Genomic DNA, 22,938 nt, shown 5'->3' on the forward strand with positions numbered 1-22,938 from the left:
ATGATCCACACCCTCTCGATCTCCGACCTGACCGTCTCACGCGGCGAGCGCCTTCTGTTCCAGGGGCTCGACCTGCGCCTCCAGGCCGGCGAAGCCGTGGTGCTGACGGGCGCCAATGGCGCAGGCAAGACCAGTCTGCTGCGCACCATCGCCGGCCTGTTGCGGCCGGATGCGGGAGAGGTCGCCTTCCACGACGGCGACGGCAATCCGCTGGACGAGCGGCTGGCGCGCGGCCGCGAAACCCATTTCCTCGGCCATCAGGACGGACTGAAGACCAGCCGAACGGCGCGCGAAGAACTGGGCTTCCAGTGCGACTGGCTGGGCCATGTCCAATGCGGCATGGACGATGCGGTCGAAGCTTTCGGCCTCGCCCCCCTGCTGGATCTTGAAGTCCGACGCCTGTCCGCCGGTCAACGCCGCCGCCTGGCCATGGGCCGGCTGGTCGGATCGCCGCGCGCCCTGTGGCTGCTGGACGAGCCGATGGCCCCGCTGGACGCCCGCTGGCGCGCCGTCTTCGCCGACCAGATGCGCCGCCATCTCGACGCCGACGGCCTGATCCTCGCCGCCGTCCACGACCCCCTGCCCCTCCCGGCCCGCACCCTGGACCTGGGAGCCCTGACGTGAGCCGTCCTGTAGACGCCGAACCCCGCCCGCCCGGCCTGCGCGGCGCGACGCGCGTGCTGTTGGAGCGGGAGCTGGATCTGGCCTGGAGCGGCGGGGGCGGTCCCCTGCTGGCCTGCGGCTTCTTCGCCTGTCTGACCGCCGTCCTGCCCCTGGCCGTGGGCGGCGATCCGCGCACGCTTTCGCCCGTGGCGGGCGGGATCGCCTGGCTGGCCCTGGCCCTGGCCTCGCTGCTGTCGCTGGAGCGGCTGTTCGAGCGGGATCTGGAGGACGGGGCGCTGGACCTGTTGGCCCTTGGCCATCTGCCGCTGGAATCGGTCGTTCTGATCAAGGCCCTGGCCCAGTGGATCGCCGTCGGCCTGCCCCTGGCTCTGACCGCGCCGGTCGCCGCCCTGGCCCTGGGCCTGCCGCCGGCCTTGGTCCCGCTCACCGCCCTTTCGGCCCTGATCGGCGGGGCGGGTTTCGCCTGCACCGGAACCCTGGGCGCGGCCCTGGCCCTGGGCGCCAAGCGGGGCGGCCTGCTGGTCGCCGTCGTCGTCCTGCCCCTGTTCATTCCGCCGGTCGTCTTCGGCGCCGGAGCGCTGGAACGCGCGGCATCCGGCCAGTCGCCCGCCCCGGCTCTGGCCTTCCTGGGCGCCTATGTCCTGTTCGCGGGCGTCGTCGCCGCCTTCGCGGGAGCCGCAGCGGTGCGTAACGCCCAGGGATGACTGAGTTGATCCGCCGCTTGCCCGCCGTCGCGACCCCGCGTAATCGCTGACGCCATGTTCGGCCTGTCCAACCCGCAGCGTTTCATGGCCTTCACCGGCCCTCTGACGCCCGTCCTCTGGGCGGTCGCGGCCGTGTTGCTGACGGTCGGAACCTGGCTCAGCTTCACCGTTCCGGCCGACTATCAGCAGGGCGACACGGTGCGGATCATGTTCGTCCATGTGCCCGCCGCCGTCTGGGGCCTGGGCGCCTATGCGGCCCTGGGGGTCTCCAGCTTCTTCGCCCTGGTCTTCCGCCACGCCCTGGCCGACGCCGCCGCCCGCGCGGCCGCCCTTCCCGGCGCCGCCTTCACGGCCCTGGCCCTGTTCACCGGCTCGCTGTGGGGCCAGCCGATGTGGGGAACCTGGTGGGTCTGGGACGCGCGCCTGACCAGCGTGCTGGTCCTGTTCCTCTTCTACCTCGGCTATATGGCGCTGCGGGCCTCGATCGACGACGAGCAGAAGGGGGCGCGCGCCGCCGCCGTCCTGGGCCTGGTCGGCCTGATCAACCTGCCCATCGTCAAATTCTCGGTCGACTGGTGGAACACCCTGCACCAGCCGGCCAGCTTCCTGACCCCCGGATCCTCGGGCCTGGATCCGGTCTATCTGCCGCCCTTCCTGACCATGCTGGCGGCCTATGGGGTTCTGTTCGCGGCCCTGTGGCTGACAGCGATCCGCACCGAGGTCCGCCGTCGCCGCGTCCTGACCCTGCGCGCCCGTCAGGGCCTGGAGGCGTAAAATGCTCGACCTCGACATGACCCCCTACGCCGCCTTCGTCTGGCCCGCCTGGGGCGTCAGCGCCCTGGTCCTGGCCGCCCTGACCGCCCGCGCCGTCATCGCCTCCCGCAAATGGCGGCGCGAGCTGGACCGCTTGGACACAGCCGCCAATGAGCCGGATCGTCCTCAAGCCGCGCGACGCGCGATAGGCCCCAAAGAATGAACCGTTGGCTGGTTTGGATACCGCTTGTCATCCTTGCGGCGCTTATCGGCGTCCTGGCGCTCAAGCTGGGAGATGTGGTCGCTAATAGAATGGCGGAAAGCGCTAGCAGTCAGCAGTACAAGCCCGACGCCATGGTCGGCCAGCCCATCCCCGAGACGGTCATGCCCATGCTCACCGGCGACACCGCCGGCCCCGGCAATCTGGACTTGAAGACGGCGGGCGTCGGCCGGCCCATGCTGGTCAATGTCTTCGCCTCGTGGTGCGCCCCCTGCCGGCTCGAACACCCCAAGCTTCTGGCGTTGAAGGCGCGGGGGATCGCTGTCGTCGGCGTGGCCTACAAGGACGAGCCGGTCGCCACCCGCGCCTTCCTGGACGAGCTGGGCGACCCCTATTCGATGGTTCTGGTGGACCACGAGGGTCGGGCCGGTCTGGACCTGGGCATTTCCGGCGTGCCCGAGACCTTCGCCGTCGACGCCATGGGCCGGATCACCGCCAAACAGTCCGGTCCCCTGCTGAACGACGCCGACATCGAACGACTCGTCGCCTCCATGCAGGCCCCGCCCCGGCCCGCTCCCGGTGAAAAATCGCATTAACTCTCTTTCGAGAGGCCTTGTTAACGATTGATCGCTCCGGATGCGTTAACGTTTGGGCATGAGCGCGATTCGCCCCGGTTTGCCGCAGCCCGTCCCGTCGCAAGGTCTCGACCTGCCGACGGCGCGAAACGCGCAGGCCGCCTTCTTCCGCGCCGCCCTGGATCAGGCCTCACGCGTTCAACCCAGTCAGGTGCCCGCCGCCGCCGTCATGTCCACGGTGCGCACCGCCAATCCGGCGCGCCCCGTCGAACCCGCCCCGGCGGCGCCGGAACGCGAAGAGCCCCGGATCATGCGCCCCGGCTCCTATCTCGACATCAAGGTCTGATCCGACCCAAGCAGAGCGCGACCCTCGGGCCGCCAGGGCGATGCGCTTTGCCGTAGAGCGCGTCGGGACACGTCGTCCCTCAGGATTTTGAGCTGGACACGGAGGGATACCCCTTATTGCGCTCACCTGGGCTTTCAAGGACTCTCAACGCCGAAAACGAGAGACGGCGATGGCAGAGCGCTTCGAAACCGGCCGCTGGGAGAAGACGACGTGCCAATGTCCCAAGTGGGGCGACGTGCAAACCTGCGGACCGGCCAATCATCACGCGGTGGGGACCATGCTGCAGTCCGCCGTCATCCGGCTTGCGCGTCGATGGACGGCGCGGGTGGACGAGGTGCTGGCGGAAGGCGGCCTGAACGCGGGCCAGCTGGCGGTTCTGAACCTTCTGGCCCAACGCCCCTCCGGCTTGATCCAGAGGGAGGCGGCCGATGCGCTGGCGCTTTCGGAGGCCGTCATGTCGACGCGTGTCACCGGCCTTCTTGCGGCGGGTCTGGTGGAGCGCCAGGCCCTGAAGGGGGATCGACGCGCCCACCTCCTGCGCCTTACCGACAGTGGACGAGAGGCGGCGAAACTCTGGTCGGCCTGCGCCTCATGCGTGCAATACAGCGTCGAAAGCTCTGTCTCGCTCCAGGACCTCTCGACCGCCCTCGCCGTCCTGTCCCGGATGAACGCCGCCCTTGGCGCGCACGATTGTTCCGTTACGACGGACGCAGACCCGGCGCCGCAGCCCCGAGGCTGCGCCTGCATGCCCGGACCGGTCTCTATGCTCGGCGCGTGACCGGTATTCCCATTCGCTCCTGAGCCGCGCCTGGGCGTCCCGAAGATCGGGACGGCGGCTCGCTAGAACGCCTCCCAGTCCGATGTCGCCGGCGCAGCCTGGACCCGTCCGCCGCCGACGGCGACGAGGCGGACCGGGCGAGGCTCGGGCGCGGCCTGCTGTCGGGGTGAGCTTCCCGCCGTTCCCAGCTGAAACCGCCCGATCATCGTCATCAGCCCTTCGGTCTCCTGACGGAGCGAATGTGAAGCGGCCGTGGACTCCTCGACCATGGCGGCGTTCTGCTGGGTGACCTGGTCCATCTGGTTGACCGCCACATTCACTTCGCTCAGGCCCGAGGACTGCTCACGGGCCGAGGTGGCGATGTCGCTGATCAGGGCGTCGATTTCGGCCACGCGCTCGACAATGACCCCGAGAGCCTCTCCGGTCTCGCCGACCAGTTTGACGCCCTTGGTGACCTGCTGCGAGCTGCCCGCGATAAGTCCCTTGATTTCCTTGGCGGCTTCCGCAGATCGTTGGGCGAGCGCCCGCACTTCGGAAGCGACGACGGCGAAGCCGCGGCCGGCGTCTCCAGCGCGCGCCGCCTCGACCCCGGCGTTCAGGGCCAGAAGATTGGTCTGGAAGGCGATCTCGTCGATCACCCCGATGATGTTGGTGATTTCAACAGCGGATCGCTCGATTTCCGACATGGCGGAGATCGCCTCGCCCATGACGTCGCCCGAGCGTTGGGCGTCCCCCCTGGCCCCGAGCGCGACGGCGGCCGCCTTCTGCGCATTGGCGGCGCTGCTGTTGACGGTCGAGGTGAGCTGATCGAGCGCCGCGGCGGTCTCTTCCAGACTGGAGGCCTGCTGTTCGGTCCTGTGCCGAACGTGCAGACAGGGAGGCCCATTGCCGCCAGTGGACCACAGTCGCGCAAGGGTCTCGGGCTTCATGCGAATGCCGTACTGGACCAAGAAGGCGGACGCCTCCTTGCGGGTCAGGAGATCCTCGTCAGCCGCCTCTGACGCAGGAACCACAGGCTCTGCTGCGGGGATCATCGACCGGGCTCCGGCGACCGGCACTCGCGGGAGTTCCGGGCGCCGCGCCCGGCCGTGAGCGCGAGGTAACAGTCCACTGCGGAAGCCACATAGGCCTGGGTCTCCGCGATGTGCGGGATGCGGCCGAGACGAGCGACGCGGTCCGGTCCCGAGTTATACGCTGCAAGGGCGAGGCGGACCTCCCCGAAACGAAGCAACTGCCGCGCCAGATAGTCGGCCCCGCCATTCAAGTTCTCGATCGGGTCAAATCGGTCGCGAACAGCGAGGTCGGCCGCCGTCCCCGGCATCAACTGGGTCAGGCCGCCGGCCCCGGCCGGGGACACGGCATCGACCCGATAAGCGGATCCGTCGGCGACGAGTTCGTCGCACAGCAGGATGTTGCGGCGATCCAGATAGAGCGTCCGGAACTGCTCCCGCGGGAGATAGGCTAAGGTTGTCCGCGCATAGGCCAGGACTGTGTTCCATGACGACAGGACCGGGCGGGCGCAGGCGGCGCTTCGGGCCAAGGACGGCATTCTCCTGGAGGATATCCAGAACGGATCTTTCGACTGGGCGAAACACTACCGGCACCGGTTCGTCGTGACCGAAGGGACGGTCGAGGAGATTTTCACCCAGCGGTTCACCGCCGGCTTTACCAACGGTCCTTGCTTCGCCTTCGATAACGCCATCGCTCATGGCCAGAGCGGCGGCCCGATCATCACCCCCGACGGGCGCGTCGTGGGATTGAACTCGGCGACTGCGGAAAACTTCTTCAACCGACCGATGTCGCTCGGGTCGATGTTCTTTCCGCTCCTGCTCAACGGTGTGAGAGCGAGCGTTACAATGGGCGCCCCAGGCGCCAGCCTGACGATGAAGATGCGACGCCCCCTGATCGAGATGGTCTTGCAGGGCGCGATCAAATCGGACGGCAGCGAAACCCATGTCGCCATCCACGATACACCCGAGGGAAAAGCGATCGGCGCACGCATTCCGCGGGATGACCAGCCCCACGCCCACGCGGACTCTCCGCCTTTCAGACCGGCGCTCCCAAACAACTCGTCACGGAATACTGGCGTTTCGTCCCCACGAAAGCCGAGGATCAACCACCCGCCGACCCGGCGTAAAGAGTCAGCGGGCGACCCCGTGGAGTCCGTCCTGGAGCCCGGAGGTTTCCCCTTCGGTCCAGCCGTTGGGCCGCCAGCCACTGAGAAAGGCTTCCATGGCCACCTGAACCGGGCCGCTGATGTCGCGTTTGCCGGCTTCCATTTCGAGGATGCGGGCCTCAAGCTTGTCCGGCGCGCCGGCCAGCCGGAGCGCGCGCGCCATGGTCAATGGATCCCACCCCAGAATTTGACGGGCGACTTTCAGTTCAGCGGCGGAAGCAGCCATCGGGACCTCGTGCGGCCAGAGGCCGAACAGCGGGCAGCTCGACCTTGGCGACCCGGACAAAAGACGAACGGCGACCTCGCAGAGGCCGCCGTTCCGATCATATTGCCTCAAGATTGTAGCAAGGGCGTGGCAAATCTCAGTCAAGCCGCGCCAGCCGATCGAGGATGCGGGGCGTGTCCGCCGCAGGCCGATAGGCGACGGCGGCATGCACGGCACAGAAGGCTCCGCGCGTGACCGGCTGACCGCACAAACTGAAGTCAGCGGCGCCGGGCTCTCCGAAAGGCCAGCGGCACTGGCAGCGCCGAACCGAGAGAACTGTGGCCAGCCCATGCTGCTTTGCGACCTCTGGGGGAGCGTCAATCGGCCGGGCCGCCAAGGACCTGGTCGGTGCGAAGGTTGGTGGCTTTGGACCGGCGTCGGGGCGTTTGGGCGGACGGCCGGACCGGCCGGCCGACAGACCCATGCGATGGACTTTGCCGAGCACGGCGCTGCGCGTGATGCCATTGGCGAGATCGCGCGCGATCTGCGCGGCGGTCTGGCCCTCGAGCCAGAGTTTCTTCAGACGGCCGATGCGGTCATCGGTCCAGGCAGAGGCAGTCATGGGAAGCTCCGAGGCTGACGAACCCATTCGGCTCACCCCGCGCCGCCCTGCCTTCACCTCCCGCCACAAGGAAAAACGGCCCGACGCTCGCGCGCCGGGCCGCCCTCTTCCGTCCGCCGTTTAGAACGGGATGTCGTCGTTCAGGTCGTAGCCACTGGCCGGCTCCTGGACTTGGCGGTCGGTGCCGCCCTCATCGCCGGTGCCGCCTTCCGCAGCTTCGCGCCGGTTCTTCAGGCGGATATCGCCGACGATCACCCGCATGTCGTAGTGTTCGACGCCGTCTTTCCCGGTCCATGTGTCGTTCTCGACGTGGCCCTGGATGACGACCCGACTGCCTTTCCGAGCAAACGGGCCGATGTATTTCTCGGCCGTCGCCTCGTTGAAGCAGATGCAGTTGAAGCCGGTGGTCCGTTCGCCGGGCGTGCCGTCGGCCTTGCGGAAGCGGGTGGTCTCGAGCACGCGGAAGCTCGCCCGCTTCTTGCCCGTGCCTTGAGCGGCGAGAACGGACGGGTTGGCGGTCAGATAGCCTTCGATGATCACGGTTTGCATGGTCAGTCTCCTGAGAATTGAATGTTGATAGGAATCAGGCGGCGGCGCGGTCGGCGCTGCTGTCCTGGGTGCCGCGGTCCTCGGCCCAGTCGAGGACGGTGAGCCGGTTGATGACCAGTTCCTTGGCCGTCCGCTCGGTGCCGTTCTTGGCCGCGTAGGCGGTGTCGATGAAGGCGCCGATGACGACGGCCTCACACCCCTGCGCGAGGCCCCGGGCAATGACCTTTTCGTTCAGGCCCTTGGACCAGCTGACGCAGTTGACGCCGACCAGCCTATCCTTGCCGGCATTATCGACACCACGGCTCTCGAGCAGGCGAAACACGGCCTTGCCGAAATCGTCGGTGATCTGGGGGTCGGCCGCCAATCGGCCGGTGAACATCACGTTTTGCATGTCAGTCTCCTATGGAACCGAAGCGCCGAGAGAGCGGATCTCCCTCATTCCACTTCACACGAAGCCTCCCTTCCTCCGCTCCTTTGGACGGTGTTCGGTCACGCACGCGATCCTGGACCACATCGACATTGCCGAATCCCAATGCGATCCTATATTGGATTATATTAGGAGACCTGTTCGATGCCCGATCCCCAGTGGACCTTGCCCGAAGCGGCGTTCGTCCTTGATCAACCGCTCGACGCGATCAAACGCGACGTCAATCGGAGACCGCTCAAACCAGAGGCCTCGGGCCCGTCCAGACGCGCCGTGCGATGCGTCGGTCTGACCGATCTCGTCTATCTCGACATGGTGGCCACCTATCGCCACACCCTGACGCCTTCCGCGCTCGACGACCTCTACGTCGCCGTGGCCAAGGAGCCTGCGCAGTCCGCCAGCGTCTCTGTCGGGCCACTCATCGTCCACCTGAAGCGGCATCGGACCAATGTCGCGCAACGCCTGAAGGCGCTGGAGGCCGTGGATCGCGCCATAGAGATCAAGCACGGCGCTCCCGTCGTGAGAGGCACCGACATCGAGGTCCACCGGTTGGCGGCACTCTCGGCAGGCGGGGCGACGGATGAGGAGATCCTTGAGGACTATCCGTCGCTGTCGCTCGCCAAGATCAAGGCGGCGACCGCTTATGCGCGCGCCCATCCCAAATCCGGTCGTCCTTACCCGGCAACGTCGGCGAAGCGCGCGATGCAGGGGGCTGACCTTACCGGGCTCGAGCGGTTCATGCGGCCGAGGGGATGATCTATCTGCTCGATACCAACATCGTCAGTCAGAGCAGCAAGCCCAACCCGTCCGCCAACATCTTGGCATGGCTCCGGTCGGTCGATGACCACGACCTGTGCATCAGCGCCATGACCGTCCGCGAAATGCGGTACGGAGCGGCGCGGGCGACAGCCGCGGGCCATCCGACCGCACCGGCGATCACACACGGGGTGGACGCGGTCATCGCCGCCTATCAGGGCCGTATCCTGCCCATCAGCGAAACCGTAGCGGCGGCCTGGGGCCGGATGCTGGCCGAGCGAGACGGCGATGAGGAGGATACCGCCTTGGCCGCTACCGCACTGGTCCATGGTCTGACCCTCGTGACCGCCAACATCAAGGATGTGACGGGTCGGGGCGTCCCCCTTTTGAATCCATCCCGGTCGCCACCGAAGGCGACGCCCGCCTGACCCGCTCAGGCGGCCTGCCCGTCGAGGACCGTCTGAACGGGATGACGGCGCAGGACCGCTTCCAACACGGTCGGTTGATCGATCGGTATGAAGACCCGTGGCGTGAAGGCGATGATCTCGACGAAACAGCCGAGCGCCAACAGGGCGTCGCGGTCGGTGCGACCGCCGACCACCTCGATGCGCCAGCGGTCCATCACTCGCGCCCGCTTGAGCCATAGCCCGCCCTCCAGCGAGAGCTGGACGTTGCGGTTCAGGATCGTGGCGGCGGTCTTCGGGCCGTCCGCCCAAACCTCGGCGACGTCGGTCAGGCCCAGGCTCGTCTTGAGCGTGAGGGCCTGGACGGCGTCCAAAACCCGCCCCAGCCAGCGGCGCCCGTCCGGTGCCCGGACGCGACGGACGGAACAGCCCCGCGCCGGCAGACGCCCCCAGATCGGCAGCAACAGACCGGTGGCCAAGGTGAGTTCGCGGGTCCGCCAAGGATCGGTTCGGGCGACCTCCTCGTCCCAGACGCGACACCAGTCCGATTTGTCCGCCGGCTTCCACGCGGATTCCGCGAATGTCTTCTCGGGCATGGTCTGCCGATCATCGGGACGAACAAGCCTCACCGCGGTGATCAGGCGGTTTTCCTCCGTGGATGTGGTCAGGCCCAGTTCGGCGATCGCCGCCCGGCCGGACTTCTCGTTAATGACCAGCTGGTGGGCGACATCCTCCGCCCAGGTCAGGGCATCGTCAGAGACGAGGATCTCGCGCCGGACCTTGAGCGAGAAGGTCACAAGCGCTGTCTCGGCCCCTGTCGACACATCGGTCCGGATCGTTTCCTGGTCCGTGACCTCAAGCGCCTCGGCCTCGATGTCCTCCAGGCCCCTGTCCAGATCACCCGAGGCGGCGGCGCGTTCGAGTATGCCCGACAGGATGCGGTCGAAGTCCGCGAACAGGGCATTCTGGTCGGCGATGCGCAGCGCCAGCAGCCGGTTGAGGAAGGTATGGATCGGCGGCAGGTCGTCGGAAGGTTTGAGCCCGCCGTCGTCATCGAGCAGCCTCAGGCTCGTCCTGGCCATGAAGGTCTCGAGTGTCATCGAGTCCAGCTCTCCGAAGGCGAGCGCGCCGTAGAAAACCAGTAAGGCGCGGCGCGCCCAAGGGCTTTCCAGATTGTCCTCGGCCCGGAAGAGGCCCGCACCGGCGGTGCGTCGCTCCCCGCGCGTGAGCGCGCCCAAGGAGTCCAGGCGTCGGGCGATCGTCGAGGTGAACCGCTTCTCGCCCTGAATGTCGGTGGTGACCGGGCGGAACAGCGGCGCTGATGCCTGGTGGGTGCGGTGACTGCGGCCCAAGCCCTGGATGGCGGCGTCGGCCCGCCAGCCCGGCTCGACCAGATAGTGCACCCGCCGTTGCTGGTTCGGAGCCGCCAGATCGGCATGGTAGCTGCGCCCGGTGCCGCCAGCGTCAGAGAAGATCAGCACCCGCTTGCGACCGGACATAAAGGCGTCGGTCTCGGCCCGGGCCGCCGAGGCGCCGCGTCGCTCCACCAACCGACGCCCGTCGCGCACCGCCACCCGGCGTGACCGGCCGGTGATCTCGGCGACGGCGTCCGTGCCGAAAGCCTCCAGCAGGGCGTCGAGCACGCCCGGAACGGCGGGCAGGCAGGCCATCCGCTCGATCAGGGCCTCACGCAGGACGAGCGCCTCCTGGCTGACGGCGGGCCGCCCCTCATCCATGACCGGGACCATGGTCACATTGCCGTCGTCATCCTCGATCGCCTCCATCAGATGGGTGGGGAAGGCTTCGCGCAGATAGTCGAGGACATATTCGCGCGGGGTCAGATCGATCGAGAGGTTATTCCACTCCTCAGGCGGAATGGACGACAGCCGGCGCTCCATGACCGCCTCATTGGTCGAGACGATCTGAACGACGGCCGATCGCTCCGAAGCCAGGTCGTCGCGGATGGAGGCGATCAGGCTGGGTGCCTTCAGCCCGGCCAGAAGATGGCCGAAAAACCTCAGCTTGGCGCCCTCGAAGGTGGAATGGACCGCAGACGCCTCCTGGCCACTCTTGGGCTTGCCGTCCTCATCGTTCAGGCCCGTGGCCTTCAGGGCCTCGGTGAGGTTGGCGTGGATCAGCTGGAAAGCATCCGCCCAGGCGTCCCAGATGCCGATGTCGTCCGGCGTCAGCGGGTGAACGAGCGGGTCGTATTCGACACCCTCGAACGACAGGCTGCGCGCCACATAGAGCCCCAGCGCCTTGAGCTCGCGCGCGACCAGTTCCATGGCCGCGACCCCACCCCGATCCATGGCATCGAGGAAGTCGGCACGCGACATAAACGGCGCCTCCGGCCCGCCCCAGAGGCCAAGCCGCGCGGCATAGGCGAGGTTCTCCGCCGTCGTCGCGCCGGTCGCGGACACATAGAGGATCCGCGCGTTCGGCAGCCGGTTCTGCAACGCAAGACCCGCCATGCCCTGGAGCGAGGCCTTCCTGGTTCCGCGCGCGCCCTTGGGGGGCACAGCGGACCTGTTAGAACCAGGTCCGGATGCCAACCACCAGCCGGGTCTCCTCGGCGCTGCGACCCTCGGCTTCGAGGAAGTCCCGCGTATCGCCGAAACGTCGTGTCCATTCCACGCCGATATAGGGCGCGAACTCCTTGCGGATTTCGTAGCGAACACGGACCCCCAGCTGGAGCGACGACAATCCGGAGCCGATTGAAAGCTCGGGAATATCCTCCGCCGACAGGACCACTTCGGCGCGCGGTTGCACGATCCATTTCTGGGTGATCCGCTGGTCGTATTCGGCCTCGGCCCTGGCCGTCAGTTCGCCCTTGGTCGACAGGAAGGCGGCCGCATCGACCTCGAACCAATAGGGCGCCAAACCCTGGATGCCGAGCACAAGATCGGTGCGGTCCCCCTCGGGCCGATAGGTCTGGCGAACCCCAGTCTGAACGTCGAAGAAGGGCCGGATAGCGCGGCTATAGAGCGCCTGGACCTCGGCCTCCTCGACGCCGTCGCCGAAGGCGCCTTCTCCCTCGGATTTCCACCAGAACCGGTTGATGTCGCCACCGCTCCAGCCCTGGGCGTCCCACGCATATCCGCTCTCGCCGTCAGCGAAGGTCGTTTCGAGCTGATCAATGATGACCGCGGTGGTGCGCACATCGCCATTCTCCACACGCAGTTGTTCCCGAGCCGCAGCCATCTCGGCGGGATCGAACAACAGATCGGCTGCGTGGGGCGGTCCGCTGACCGCCCCTGCTGGGGCGAACGCCTGCGCAGGTCTTCCCGGGTTGTTCGCACTGGTCGGCACGTCAGGCGGCATCGCCATGCCCGACATGTCATGGCCTGCGGGCATCGCCGACATATCGTGCCCGGCCGGCATCGAGCCCATCGCGGACATGTCGTGACCCGCAGGCATCGCTGGAGCGGGTTGAGCCTGGCCCATCGTCGACATGTCGTGTCCGGCTGGCATCGATCCCATAGCGGACATGTCATGGCTCGCCGGCATCGCCGGAGTGGGCTGGGCCTGTCCCATCGTCGACATGTCGTGACCTGCGGGCGCAGCCGAAGCGGGCTGAGCCGGGCTCATCGTAGACATGTCGTGACCGGCCGGCATCGAGCCCATGGCGGACATGTCGTGGCCTGCGGACCCAGCCGGAGCGGGCTGGGTCGAACCCATCGTTGACATGTCGTGACCGGCGGGCATCGGACCCATGGCGGACATATCATGACCGGCCGGCGCCGCCCGTGCGGGCTGAGCCTGCCTCATCGTCGACATATCGTGGCCAGCGGGCATGGAGCCCATGGCGGACATATCATGACCTGCCGGCGCAGCCGGAGCGGGCTGAGCCGGGCTCATCGTCGACATATCGTGTCCGGCGGGCATCGGACCCATGACGGACAAATCATGACCGGCCGTAGCCGCCTGTGCGGGCTGAGCCTGGCCCATCGTCGACATATCGTGGCCAGCGGGCATGGAGCCCATGGCGGACATATCATGACCTGCCAGCGCAGCCGGAGCGGGCTGAGCCGGGCTCATCGTCGACATGTCGTGACCTGCGGGCGCAGCCGCAGCGGGCTGAGCCTGGCCCATCGTCGCCATATCATGGCCTGCGTGGGGGTCGACCGCGACCGGCGGCGACTGCTCCGGCACGGAGCCGGCTGGACACACCGGCGCGCCAGGCGTCCCGATACGGGCCGCATCCGCCGTCGGCGAACCGCGGCGCACACAACCGGCAGGAAGAACGGGTGCAGCCTGCGCGGCCGCGGGCGTCGTTCCGTGGCCCGCATGACTTTGCGCGAACACAGGGCCGGCCGAGGCGGCCAGGAGCAATGGGATAAGGCTAATGGATCCGCGGATCATGACGAGGCCCCTTCCATCGGGCGGACGGTGACGACGTTGAACATGCCTGCGTGCATGTGCATCAGCATGTGACAGTGGAAGGCCCAGTCGCCGGGGTTATCCGCCGTGAGATCGAAACTGACCTTGCCTCCCGGCGGCACATTCACCGTGTGCTTCAGCGGCTGGTGACCCGCGGGACCGCCGGTCACCAGTTCGAAGAAGTGGCCGTGCAGGTGGATGGGGTGGGCCATCATACTGTCGTTCACGAGGGTGACACGCACCCTCTCGTTCAACTCGAACCGGAAAGGCTCGACGCCTTCGCTGAACTTGCGACCGTCGAAGCTCCACATGAACCGTTCCATATTGCCGGTCAGGTGGATTTCCATGGCGCGGCTCGGCGCACGCTGATCGCGGTTCGGCGACAAGGCGACCAGGTCGGTATAGACGAGCACGCGGTGATCGACGTTCTCCAGGCCCATCGGGCGCTCGCCGAGCCGGTTGGTCGGAGACATGGCGACCGCATCGACGCCGACACCCACCTCCATGTTGGGAGGCGCATTTTCCGGGTCGCGCATATTCATCCCGGCCATCGACATGCCCGCCATGGCGCCGGCGGCCGGCGCCGGGCTCGCGCCGTGGTCCATGCCCGCCATCGGCGTCTGGGGAGTCATCTCGGCCATGGAGCCGTGGTCCATACCGGCCATCGCCTGGCCGCCCATCGCGCCGTGGTCCATTCCGCTCATCGGCTGCCCGCCCATCGCCCCATGATCCATGCCGCCCATTCCCATGTCCTTCATGGTCAGATTGGGCACTTCGCGGAGCGGAGGGACCTCCGCCGTCATGCCCAGGCGGGGCGCGAGGGTCGCCACCCCCATACCCGAACGGTCGATCGCCTCGGACACGATGGTGTAGGCTCGATCTTCGGTGGGGCGGACGATGACGTCATAGGTCTCCGCCACCGAGATCTGAAACTCATCGGTCTCTACGGGACGGACGTTCTCGCCATCGGCCTGAACCACAGTCATCGCCAGGCCGGGAATGCGGATGTTGAAGATCGACATCGCCGAAGCGTTGATGATGCGAAGCCTGACACGCTCCCCCGGCCGGAACAGACCGGTCCAGTTCTCCTGCGGCCCATGGCCGTTGACCAGATAGGTGTAGGTGGAGCCGTTGACGTCGAGGATGTCGCGCGGGTCCATGCGCATCTGCCCCCACATCCGACGCTCTTCCAGGCTCATCCTGTCGCTGCCGTCCAACAGGCCCGCAAGCGTGGTGCGTTGCCGATTGAAATAGCCCGGGCTCTTCTTGAGCTTCTCGAGGATTTCGTGGGGATGAATGAAGCTCCAGTCCGAGAGGACCAGGACGTGTTCGCGATCGTAGCCGATCGGATCGACCCCCGCCGGATCGATGACGATCGGACCGTAATGGCCCATGGCCTCCTGAAGGCCGGAGTGGCTGTGATACCAGAAGGTGCCCGACTGCCGCACGGGGAACTCGTAGACGAAGGTCTCGCGCGGCCGGATGCCGGGAAAGCTGATCCCGGGCACACCGTCCATCTGGAAGGGCAGCAGGATGCCATGCCAGTGAATCGAGGTGTCCTCGTCCAGACCGTTGGTCACGGACAGCCGGACGTTCTGGCCTTCGCGCAGACGCAGCACGGGCGCCGGCAGGACGCCGTTGATCGTGGTCGCCATCGCGGTGCGGCCGTTCAGGGTGAACGGCGTCTGCCCGACGGTCAGGGCGATGTCGGGTCCGCTCAGGGTCGGAAGGTCCGAACGCAGGCCGGGTGATCCGGTCTGCGCCCAGGCAGGCATCAGCCCCTGAAGGCTCAACAGGCCGCCTCCGGCGACGGCCCCGCGCAGCAGCGCCCGGCGATCGAGTTTCATGGGATACTCCTCAAAGTCATGCGGCCGTCTCGCTCTTCAGCGAGGACCTCTAGGGGTTTACGCAGGCGGCGCTCCCCGCCCTCGCGACAGGCTGACGCAGGACCGCGGAAAACGGGTCGGAGCGCCCTACCGGGGCTTACGGTCGCGCGAGCAGCGCCTTCATCTGGGCGATCTCACGCTCTTGGCCCTGAACGATCTCGTTACACAGACCCCGAACCTCGGGATCCTTCAACGAAGCCTGCCGACACATGAGGATGGCGCCGGAATGGTGCGGGATCATCGAGCGCAGGAACTCCCTGTCCCCCACCCCGGCCTGGGTCCGCATGCCGATGAAGCTGAGCGCGAATACGAGCGCCGCGACCCCGCCGATCAGGACATTCGTGCGCTTCGAGGGATACATCGAGCGCATGAAAACCAACATGAGGATCGCCATCGGCGAAACCATCATCAGGGTCATGTAGACGTTGTTGAGGTTGAGGTAGAAATGATCGAGCGACGCGATCATCGTGTACATCACCAGATACATGATGATGAAATCGAGGGTCAGTTCGATCGCAAACGAACGGTAGCTCCCCTTCATGGGAGCCATGCCCTTCATGTCGTGAGTGTCCTGCATCGGCTGCATGTCAAAATCCTCCGCCGACGATCCATCGGCATGGTCCGGGTTTCCGGCGTGATCCGTCCGGGCCGCCGCCTGAACCTCGTAATCCTGCGTTACGGCGACGGTTCCGACCCGATTAAATAAACCCGGAACCGCGTTCGGACAGCGAGGGGGACTGCGCCAAAATGCGTAATGAAGCCGCTTGCGCGCCTCTTTCGAGGACGCGCCGGCTCGGATCAAAGCTTTATGGCCCGTAGACGGAGCGCATTGCCGATCACGCTGACCGAAGACAAGGCCATGGCCAGGGCCGCCAGCGCCGGCGACAGCAATAGACCGAAGGCGGGATAGAGCAGTCCCGCCGCGATCGGAATGCCGAGCGCATTGTACCCGAACGCGAAGAGGAGGTTCTGGCGTATGTTCCCCATCACCGCTTTCGACAGTCTTCGCGCCCGGACGATGCCCTGAAGGTCACCGCCCAAAAGCGTGACGCCGGCGCTTTCGATGGCCACGTCGGATCCCGCGCCCATGGCCACGCCAACGTCGGCGGCGGCCAGGGCCGGAGCGTCGTTGACGCCGTCCCCGGCCATAGCGACGATCCGCCCTTCAGCGCGCAGTCGCTCGACGACCGCCGCCTTGTCCTGCGGCAAGACCTCGGCCTGGACCTCGTCGATGCCCAGTTTGCGAGCCACGGCCTCGGCGGTCGTGCGGTTGTCGCCCGTCATCATGACCAGGCGCAGGCCCGCCGCTTTAAGCGCCCGGATGGCCTCGGGCGTGGTCGCCTTGATCGGGTCGGCGATGCCGAGGACGCCTGCGGCCTTGCCGTCAACGGCTGCGAAGATCGCCGTGGCGCCGTCGCGTCGCAGCGTCTCGGCTTCAGCTTCCAGCGCCGAGACCTCGACACCGATTTCGCCCAGGTAACGGGCGTTGCCGAGGGCCACGCGCCGCCCGTCGACGACCCCTGAAACCCCGCGTCCGACCGGGCTGTCGAACTCGCTGGCTTCGGAGAGGACAAGTTTGCGTTCAGTCGCGGCCCGGACGATGGCGTCGGCCAGGGGATGTTCGCTGCCGCGTTCAAGGCTGGCCGACAACCGCAGCAGTTCGACCTCGTCGAACCCGGTCGCGAGCCGGACAGCGGTCACGGAGGGACGCCCCTCAGTCAGGGTGCCTGTCTTGTCCAGGACCAGGGTATCGACCTTTTCGAAACGCTCGAGCGCCTCGGCGTTCTTGATCAGGACGCCGGCGTGGGCGCCGCGACCGACGCCCACCATGATGGAAATCGGGGTGGCCAACCCCAGTGCACAGGGACAGGCGATGATCAAAACCGAAACCGCCGCGACGAGGGCATAGGACAGCCGGGGCTCCGGACCGATCAATCCCCAGATCAAGGCCGCGAGGAGGGCGATCGCGATCACGGCGGGAACAAACCAGCCCGACACCGTATCGGCCAGCCGCTGGATCGGCGCGCGGCTGCGCTGGGCCTGGGCCACCATCTGGACGATTCGCGACAGGAGCGTGTCCGCGCCGACCTTGTCGGCCCGCATCACGAAAGACCCGGTCTTGTTGAGCGAGCCGCCGACGACGTTCGATCCGATCTCCTTCGTCACCGGCATGGACTCGCCGGTCACCATCGACTCGTCGATGGACACCCGCCCGTCCAGCACCTCCCCGTCGACGGGCACCTGTTCGCCCGGCCTGACGCGCAACCGGTCGCCGACGATGACCAGATCGAGCGTGATATCCTCGTCGGTTCCATCGTCCCGCACCCGCCTGGCCGTCTTGGGTGTCAGATCCAGCAAGGCGCGGATGGCGCCGGACGTCTGTTCTCGCGCGCGCAACTCCAGAATCTGGCCGACCAGGACGAGGACGGTGATGACCGCCGCCGCCTCGAAATAGACCGGCGCGCTTCCATCCATGCGCAGGAAGGCGGGCGGGAAAAGAGCGGGGAGGAAGACTGCGACCACGCTGTAGACCCAGGCCACGCCGACGCCCATGGCGATCAGGGTGAACATGTTCAGACGGCGCGTGCGCAGCGAGGTCCAGCCGCGCTGGAAGAACGGCCAGCCCGCCCACAGAACGACGGGCGTGGCCAGGGCGAACTGGATCCAGTTCGACGTCTGGCCCGGAATACGCATCGCCAGGCCGGTCAGATGCCCGCCCATCTCCAGCGCGAATACCGGCACGGTCAGCACGAGACCGATCCAGAAGCGGCGCGTGAAATCGATCAGCTCATGGTTTGGGGGTGCGACGGCGGTGACGGTTTCGGGCTCCAGCGCCATGCCGCAGATGGGACAGGACCCGGGGCCCGGCTGCCGGATCTCCGGATGCATCGGGCAGGTGTAGATCGCGCCGGGGATTTCCGCCGGGGGCGTCCGCTTCTCATCAAGATATCGACCGGGTTCAGCGACGAACTTGGTGAGGCATCCCGCAGAACAGAAGGAATAATCGGCCCCGTCGTGATGGGCATGATGCGCCGTCGTCGCCGGATCGACGGACATGCCGCAGACCGGGTCGATCACGGTTCCTGCGTCATCGGGCGCTTTCGCCGTCGAACAGCGACTGTGATCGTGCGGATGAGAAGGCGAGGACATGACAGGCTCCTTGAAGGGCTGAATGCTAGTTATACCCTATGGGGGTATGCGACAAGGTCCGGGTCACGCTATATCCAGCCTATTGGATCGGAGGCCCGGATGCAGGCAGAGACAAAGCCCAAGGTGTTGAACCGCCTGAACCGCATCGAAGGGCAGGTGCGCGGCATCGTGCGGATGGTCGAGGACGAGCGCTATTGCGTCGATGTGCTCACCCAGCTCCAAGCTGTGCGGGCCGCTCTGTTGCGTGTCGAGAGCGAGGTGCTGAAAGATCACCTTGACCACTGTGTGATGGGAGCCATGACCGGCGACGATCCTGCGGATCGGAAGGCCAAGGCGACAGAGTTGATCGCGCTTCTCGGCCGGGCGTCCCGATAGGATCGCTCGCCCTTGCGCCGATCCGCCAAGGGCTCCCACGTCAGAACGGCGCCTTCCCCGATCGGCGTGAGGGATGTCCGTTCCGCGCGCGTAGTCCATTGGACAGGCAGAGAGTCCTGTACGGGGCGGGGCTCGCAAATGACATCCGTATCGCCGACCCGCGAGGGCTATCCCGCCGATCTTCGCGCGCTGACCAGCCTGAGGGCTTTTCTGGCTCTGGGCGTGGTCCTGTTCCATTACCAACTCCAGTGGGACCCCGCCCTGGGCTTCAGTCCGATCATTGAACGCAGCCGTCTCGCCGTCGACGCCTTCTTCATGCTGTCGGGCTTCATCCTGGCCCATGTCTACGGTCCGTCCTTCGCGGCAGGGACCTTCAGCTACAGGCGCTTCATCTTCGCGCGCCTGGCGCGGCTCTATCCGCTTCATTTGACCGTCTTGCTGGGTGTGCTGGTCATGGTGCTGGGCGCGTTGGCGTTCGGCGTCCGCTATGACCCGTCGACCTTCACCGTCAGGGGCTTCTTCGAGACCCTGTTTCTGGTTCAGGCATGGTTTCCCAGCGCGGTGGGCCAAAACTGGAGCGGCCCGGCCTGGTCGCTCTCCGCCGAGTGGTTCGCCTATCTGCTTTTCCCGGCATTCGCCTTCCTGGCCGTGAAGTTCGGGCGCAGACCATGGGCATTGGTGATCGTCAGCCTGATCGCCTACGTCCTTATCGACGCCGTTTACCGGACGTTTTTCGGAAAGGTCCTGCCGCGCGCGGAGGACGACATGGGCATCCTGCGGATCGTTCCCGCCTTCCTGCTCGGCATGGCGCTTCACGGACTGGGGCGCGGCCTGACCTGGTCCCGCGCCACGGTCGTCTGCCTGGCTCTCGGGTCGACGATCCTGCTCCTGACCGCCATGCAGATGTCGCTGGACGACCGGATCATCGTCGCCCTGGCCGCGCCGGTCGTCTTCAGTTGGTCCATGCTGGGCAAGAGCCATTGCGAGGGCGTCCTGGCGTCACCGCCCCTGGTGTTCGCGGGCGAAGTGTCCTTCGCCCTGTACCTGGTTCACATGCCGGTCATCGTGGCCTGGAAAGGCGTGATCGCCGAAATGCGCGGCATCGACAGCGCGTTCAGGATCACACCCCTGGAACTGGTCGGCCTGTTCGTGGCGACGTGCGCGCTCGCCATCGCTCTCCACCTTCTGGTCGAAAAGCCGGGCCGGCTGTGGATTCGCGAGCGCAGCGCACGCTGGTCATAAGGCGAACGGATAGCCCGATCACCAAGGAAACCCCGGACGGGACGCAGCGTCGCACCGCTGGGCTTTGGGTCGCCAAGCCGTTGAGTCTCATCCATCGTCTCGTCGCCCCGTGACGAACTGGAGAACACGCCGATGAGAATCCGAACCTCCCGACGATCCCTGATGCTGGGTCTTTCCGTGGTCGTCCTTAACGGCGGGGCCGCCCAAGCCGCACCGGCCAAGCGCCTGACAGCCTACAAGACCCCATGGTGTGGCTGCTGCGGCGGATGGGTCACTCACATGCGGCAGGCGGGGTGGACGGTCGAGGTCGTCGAGCTTGAAGATCTGGCGCCCATCAGACGTCGTCACGGTATCCCGGACACCATGGCGTCCTGCCATACCGCCGTGGTGGGCTCATACGCGATCGAAGGTCACGTCCCGTCGGCGATGTCGATCGTCTGCTGCGCGAACGCCCGGCCGCCCGCGCGCTCAGCGCACCCGGGATGCCGGCCGGTTCGCCGGGCATGGAAGCCGCCGGGCGCGAGCCCTATACGACCCTGCTCGTCCTGCACGACGGTTCGACGCGCCCCTTCGGCCGTCACAACGGCGCCTGAGGCGAAGCGGCTTATAGATCGCGGGCTCCGGCCCTTACGCCTTTTCCCCTCTCGGGGCGAAACGGGCGACGAGATCGTAGGCTTCCCCGGGGAAGGTCAGTCGAACGTGGGTAATGGGGTCGTCTCCCCGCCATGTCCGCCTTTCGAGCGACAGGCAGGCGACCGAAGGTTCGATCAGGAGCAGTTTGGCCGATGCCTTGGACGTATTGATCGCGCTGATCTTGTGCTCGGCTTCGGTCCAGGGAACGAACCCCAGAAGCCACGTTCCCGGCGGGGTCCGGGTGAAATCGACCGCTTCTGCGGCCGGTACGGCGCTCAGACTGATCAACCGTTCCTCGATCGCGAAGGGACGCCCGCTCGCCCGGTGAAGACACTGCAAGGTGAGGATTCGGCCTGAGACGGCAAGCTCCAGGCTCTTGTTGTCTCGCCGGCTCGCCGTGCGGATCTTGCGAGACAGAAGTTCGTATCCGTAGGGCTCGCCTCGCCCCGTGATCTCCGCCTGGATGTCGGGGATATCCAGCACCGCCGAATGGATGCGCGGACGGGCGACGAACGACCCCGCCCGTCGTCGACGAACGATCAGGCCGTTGTCGGCCAGAGGCGTCAGCGCCTTGTTCACCGTCATCCTGGAACAGCCATATTGGGCCATCAGTTCGTGTTCGAATGGAATGCGGTGACCCGGCGCCCAATCCCCTGACAGAATCCGTTCCGCGATCTCGGAGCGGATGCGTTTGTGCAGGGTGGTGTCAGCGCCGCCGGTCATGCGTTCCCAAGGTCCAGAATCCTCGACAGCACGCGAGCATACCGCCGGGTTGTTTCGGCTTGCGCCACATGACGGCCATTCCTCACGACTTGTCCACCCCGCCGCCAGACGGCGTCCACCCGGCGGTCACGCGAGGCGAAGATCCATTGATCGAGGCGGACGTCTCCGAACACCCTTTCGTCCGCGCCTGACTCGTTGGCCAAGGCGACGAGATCGGCGACCTGGTCGACCGCCAGCCCGTGACTGATCGAATCCCCGGCCGCCTGCGCGCCGCCGGCGAGCGCCGCACGGAACATCGCGCCGCCCGTCGAACCGCCCGCTTCATCAGCCATTACGTTGCGCGATCGTTCGCCCAATCTTTGGGAATATTCGAGCATCCGCAGTTCCTGCGCCGCGTCGATCAGGACGTTGGAATCCGACCCTACGCCCCAGAGGCCCCCCGCCGCCAAATAAGCCGCAGCCGGGAATATTCCATCGCCCAGATTGGCCTCCGTGATCGGGCAAAGACCGGCGACCGCGCCGCTGTTGGCCAGTCGCCGGGTCTCCGAGGCGGACATGTGGGTGGCGTGAACCAGACACCACCGGCGATCGACCTCGACCGTGTCGAACAACAGATCGACCGGCCGGGCGCCCGACCAGACCAGGCAGTCGTCCACCTCGCGGACCTGTTCGGCGATGTGGATATGCACGGGGCCGCGCGTCATGCCGCAGACAACGCCGAGTTCCTCGCGGGTCACCGCCCTTAGACTGTGGGGCGCGACGCCGATGACACTGTCAGGCAGGATCGAGATCGCCCTTTCACTGGCTTGCATCAGACGGTGGAAGCCATTCAGATCATTGACGAACCGCCGCTGCGGCTCTGCAGGCGCCGCGCCACCGAACCCCGAATGGGCGTAGAAGACCGGCAGCAACGTCAGGGCGATGCCGGTCTCCGCCGCCGCCGCCGCGATCGCCTCAGCCATCTCCCCGACATTGTCATACGGCCGACCGTCGAGGTCGTGATGCAGATAGTGGAACTCGGCGACGCGCGTGAAGCCCCCTTCAAGCATTTCGGCGAAGGCCATGGCGGCGATAGCGGCCAGCTCGTCGGGACGCAGCCGATCGACGAAGCGGTACATGGTCTCACGCCAGGTCCAGAAGCTGTCGCGCGATGGTCCCCGCGCTTCGGCCAGCCCCGCCATACCGCGCTGGAACGCATGGCTATGTAGATTGGACAGTCCGGGAACGCCGGTCACATGGATGTGGTCGCCGGGTTCGGCCACGACCCCGGTCAGAATCACATCGATCAAGCCATTGCGAAGTCCGATACGGACGGACTGCGCCCATCCCGTGTCGAGTAGGGCGTGCTCGAACCAAAGCCAGGTCTCTGGCGATGCGGCGTTCTGGGCGTCGACTGTCACTGGACAATCCTCA

General features: G+C 66.6%; 22 protein-coding genes and 3 pseudogenes. 12 read left to right on the forward strand and 13 right to left on the reverse strand.

From position 1 onward, the window contains the following. The 7 genes from ccmA to AC1RSI_RS02820 all read left to right on the forward strand — a co-directional run bounded on the left by ccmA (window position 1) and on the right by AC1RSI_RS02820 (window position 4,000). Window positions 1-624: a heme ABC exporter ATP-binding protein CcmA gene (gene ccmA, locus AC1RSI_RS02790; RefSeq protein ID WP_447941396.1), complete on the forward strand. Its 624-nt coding sequence runs from the start codon at window positions 1-3 to the stop codon at window positions 622-624. Beyond that, window positions 621-1,328 (forward strand): heme exporter protein CcmB, encoded by a 708-nt coding sequence (gene ccmB / locus AC1RSI_RS02795; RefSeq protein WP_154725892.1) that lies wholly within the window; start codon window positions 621-623, stop codon window positions 1,326-1,328. Before ccmA ends, ccmB begins: the two co-directional genes overlap by 4 nt. Window positions 1,329-1,382: 54 nt before the next feature. Further along, window positions 1,383-2,102: a heme ABC transporter permease gene (locus AC1RSI_RS02800; RefSeq protein WP_154725893.1), complete on the forward strand. Its 720-nt coding sequence runs from the start codon at window positions 1,383-1,385 to the stop codon at window positions 2,100-2,102. A 1-nt stretch (window position 2,103) separates the two neighbouring features. Beyond that, window positions 2,104-2,304, forward strand: a complete 201-nt coding sequence (ccmD, locus tag AC1RSI_RS02805; RefSeq protein ID WP_154725894.1) for a heme exporter protein CcmD — start codon at window positions 2,104-2,106, stop codon at window positions 2,302-2,304. Then, window positions 2,301-2,897 (forward strand): DsbE family thiol:disulfide interchange protein, encoded by a 597-nt coding sequence (locus tag AC1RSI_RS02810; RefSeq protein WP_154725895.1) that lies wholly within the window; start codon window positions 2,301-2,303, stop codon window positions 2,895-2,897. The genes ccmD and AC1RSI_RS02810 overlap by 4 nt, the downstream gene beginning before the upstream one ends. A gap of 58 nt (window positions 2,898-2,955) precedes the next feature. After that, the gene (locus tag AC1RSI_RS02815) at window positions 2,956-3,222 is read left to right on the forward strand and encodes a hypothetical protein (RefSeq protein ID WP_154725896.1); all 267 of its coding nucleotides are present in this window, start codon (window positions 2,956-2,958) and stop codon (window positions 3,220-3,222) included. 277 nt (window positions 3,223-3,499) lie between these two features. Next, on the forward strand, window positions 3,500-4,000 hold the full coding sequence (locus AC1RSI_RS02820; protein ID WP_447941395.1) for a MarR family winged helix-turn-helix transcriptional regulator: 501 nt from the start codon (window positions 3,500-3,502) through the stop codon (window positions 3,998-4,000). Between the two features lie 62 nt (window positions 4,001-4,062). Here the strand turns inward: AC1RSI_RS02820 and AC1RSI_RS02825 are convergent. From AC1RSI_RS02825 to AC1RSI_RS02850, 6 genes and pseudogenes are all read right to left on the reverse strand, one after another. Further along, a pseudogene (locus tag AC1RSI_RS02825) lies at window positions 4,063-4,857 on the reverse strand (methyl-accepting chemotaxis protein); the annotation flags it as partial. Window positions 4,858-5,030: 173 nt separating this feature from the next. Beyond that, window positions 5,031-5,540, reverse strand: coding sequence for a lytic transglycosylase domain-containing protein (locus tag AC1RSI_RS02830; protein WP_447941390.1), 510 nt, complete (start codon window positions 5,538-5,540; stop codon window positions 5,031-5,033). A 601-nt stretch (window positions 5,541-6,141) separates the two neighbouring features. Then, window positions 6,142-6,402 carry a hypothetical protein gene (locus AC1RSI_RS02835; protein WP_447941388.1) on the reverse strand — a complete coding sequence of 87 codons (261 nt, stop codon included), beginning with the start codon at window positions 6,400-6,402 and terminating at the stop codon, window positions 6,142-6,144. Between the two features lie 136 nt (window positions 6,403-6,538). Continuing rightward, window positions 6,539-7,003, reverse strand: coding sequence for a GcrA family cell cycle regulator (locus tag AC1RSI_RS02840; protein ID WP_205682270.1), 465 nt, complete (start codon window positions 7,001-7,003; stop codon window positions 6,539-6,541). Between the two features lie 120 nt (window positions 7,004-7,123). After that, window positions 7,124-7,552: a single-stranded DNA-binding protein gene (locus AC1RSI_RS02845; protein ID WP_248120193.1), complete on the reverse strand. Its 429-nt coding sequence runs from the start codon at window positions 7,550-7,552 to the stop codon at window positions 7,124-7,126. A gap of 34 nt (window positions 7,553-7,586) precedes the next feature. Beyond that, window positions 7,587-7,943 (reverse strand): single-stranded DNA-binding protein, encoded by a 357-nt coding sequence (locus AC1RSI_RS02850; RefSeq protein ID WP_205682268.1) that lies wholly within the window; start codon window positions 7,941-7,943, stop codon window positions 7,587-7,589. Between the two features lie 180 nt (window positions 7,944-8,123). On the opposite strand from AC1RSI_RS02850, the gene AC1RSI_RS02855 reads away from it, so the two are divergent. Next, the gene (locus tag AC1RSI_RS02855) at window positions 8,124-8,732 is read left to right on the forward strand and encodes a DUF433 domain-containing protein (protein WP_248120191.1); all 609 of its coding nucleotides are present in this window, start codon (window positions 8,124-8,126) and stop codon (window positions 8,730-8,732) included. Further along, window positions 8,729-9,160: a type II toxin-antitoxin system VapC family toxin gene (locus AC1RSI_RS02860; RefSeq protein ID WP_314137145.1), complete on the forward strand. Its 432-nt coding sequence runs from the start codon at window positions 8,729-8,731 to the stop codon at window positions 9,158-9,160. Before AC1RSI_RS02855 ends, AC1RSI_RS02860 begins: the two co-directional genes overlap by 4 nt. A gap of 5 nt (window positions 9,161-9,165) precedes the next feature. Here the strand turns inward: AC1RSI_RS02860 and AC1RSI_RS02865 are convergent. The 5 genes and pseudogenes from AC1RSI_RS02865 to AC1RSI_RS02885 all read right to left on the reverse strand — a co-directional run. Continuing rightward, a pseudogene (locus AC1RSI_RS02865) lies at window positions 9,166-11,646 on the reverse strand (strawberry notch C-terminal domain-containing protein); the annotation flags it as partial. Between the two features lie 19 nt (window positions 11,647-11,665). Further along, window positions 11,666-12,769: a copper resistance protein B gene (locus AC1RSI_RS02870; protein ID WP_492322611.1), complete on the reverse strand. Its 1,104-nt coding sequence runs from the start codon at window positions 12,767-12,769 to the stop codon at window positions 11,666-11,668. A 725-nt stretch (window positions 12,770-13,494) separates the two neighbouring features. Beyond that, window positions 13,495-15,363 carry a copper resistance system multicopper oxidase gene (locus AC1RSI_RS02875; RefSeq protein WP_314137057.1) on the reverse strand — a complete coding sequence of 623 codons (1,869 nt, stop codon included), beginning with the start codon at window positions 15,361-15,363 and terminating at the stop codon, window positions 13,495-13,497. Window positions 15,364-15,499: 136 nt separating this feature from the next. Further along, window positions 15,500-15,988, reverse strand: a complete 489-nt coding sequence (locus AC1RSI_RS02880) for a DUF305 domain-containing protein (RefSeq protein ID WP_447941385.1) — start codon at window positions 15,986-15,988, stop codon at window positions 15,500-15,502. Window positions 15,989-16,200: 212 nt separating this feature from the next. After that, complete coding sequence (locus tag AC1RSI_RS02885; protein ID WP_282438953.1) at window positions 16,201-18,552, reverse strand: heavy metal translocating P-type ATPase; 2,352 nt, start codon at window positions 18,550-18,552, stop codon at window positions 16,201-16,203. Window positions 18,553-18,651: 99 nt separating this feature from the next. On the opposite strand from AC1RSI_RS02885, the gene AC1RSI_RS02890 reads away from it, so the two are divergent. The 3 genes and pseudogenes from AC1RSI_RS02890 to AC1RSI_RS02900 form a co-directional block, all read left to right on the forward strand. After that, window positions 18,652-18,927: a metal-sensitive transcriptional regulator gene (locus tag AC1RSI_RS02890; RefSeq protein WP_248120162.1), complete on the forward strand. Its 276-nt coding sequence runs from the start codon at window positions 18,652-18,654 to the stop codon at window positions 18,925-18,927. A gap of 138 nt (window positions 18,928-19,065) precedes the next feature. Then, the gene (locus AC1RSI_RS02895; RefSeq protein ID WP_248120160.1) at window positions 19,066-20,169 is read left to right on the forward strand and encodes an acyltransferase family protein; all 1,104 of its coding nucleotides are present in this window, start codon (window positions 19,066-19,068) and stop codon (window positions 20,167-20,169) included. Between the two features lie 395 nt (window positions 20,170-20,564). Next, window positions 20,565-20,615 (forward strand): annotated as a pseudogene (locus tag AC1RSI_RS02900) (hypothetical protein); the annotation flags it as partial. 181 nt (window positions 20,616-20,796) lie between these two features. On the opposite strand, the gene hutC reads toward AC1RSI_RS02900, so the two are convergent. Both hutC and AC1RSI_RS02910 read right to left on the reverse strand, forming a co-directional pair. Beyond that, window positions 20,797-21,525, reverse strand: coding sequence for a histidine utilization transcriptional repressor HutC (gene hutC / locus AC1RSI_RS02905; RefSeq protein ID WP_248120159.1), 729 nt, complete (start codon window positions 21,523-21,525; stop codon window positions 20,797-20,799). Next, window positions 21,522-22,925 carry a formimidoylglutamate deiminase gene (locus AC1RSI_RS02910; protein WP_248120156.1) on the reverse strand — a complete coding sequence of 468 codons (1,404 nt, stop codon included), beginning with the start codon at window positions 22,923-22,925 and terminating at the stop codon, window positions 21,522-21,524. The genes hutC and AC1RSI_RS02910 overlap by 4 nt, the downstream gene beginning before the upstream one ends. Between the last annotated feature and the right edge of the window lie 13 nt (window positions 22,926-22,938).

It is taken from the genome of Brevundimonas sp. GW821-FHT10E09 (genome assembly GCF_058809375.1).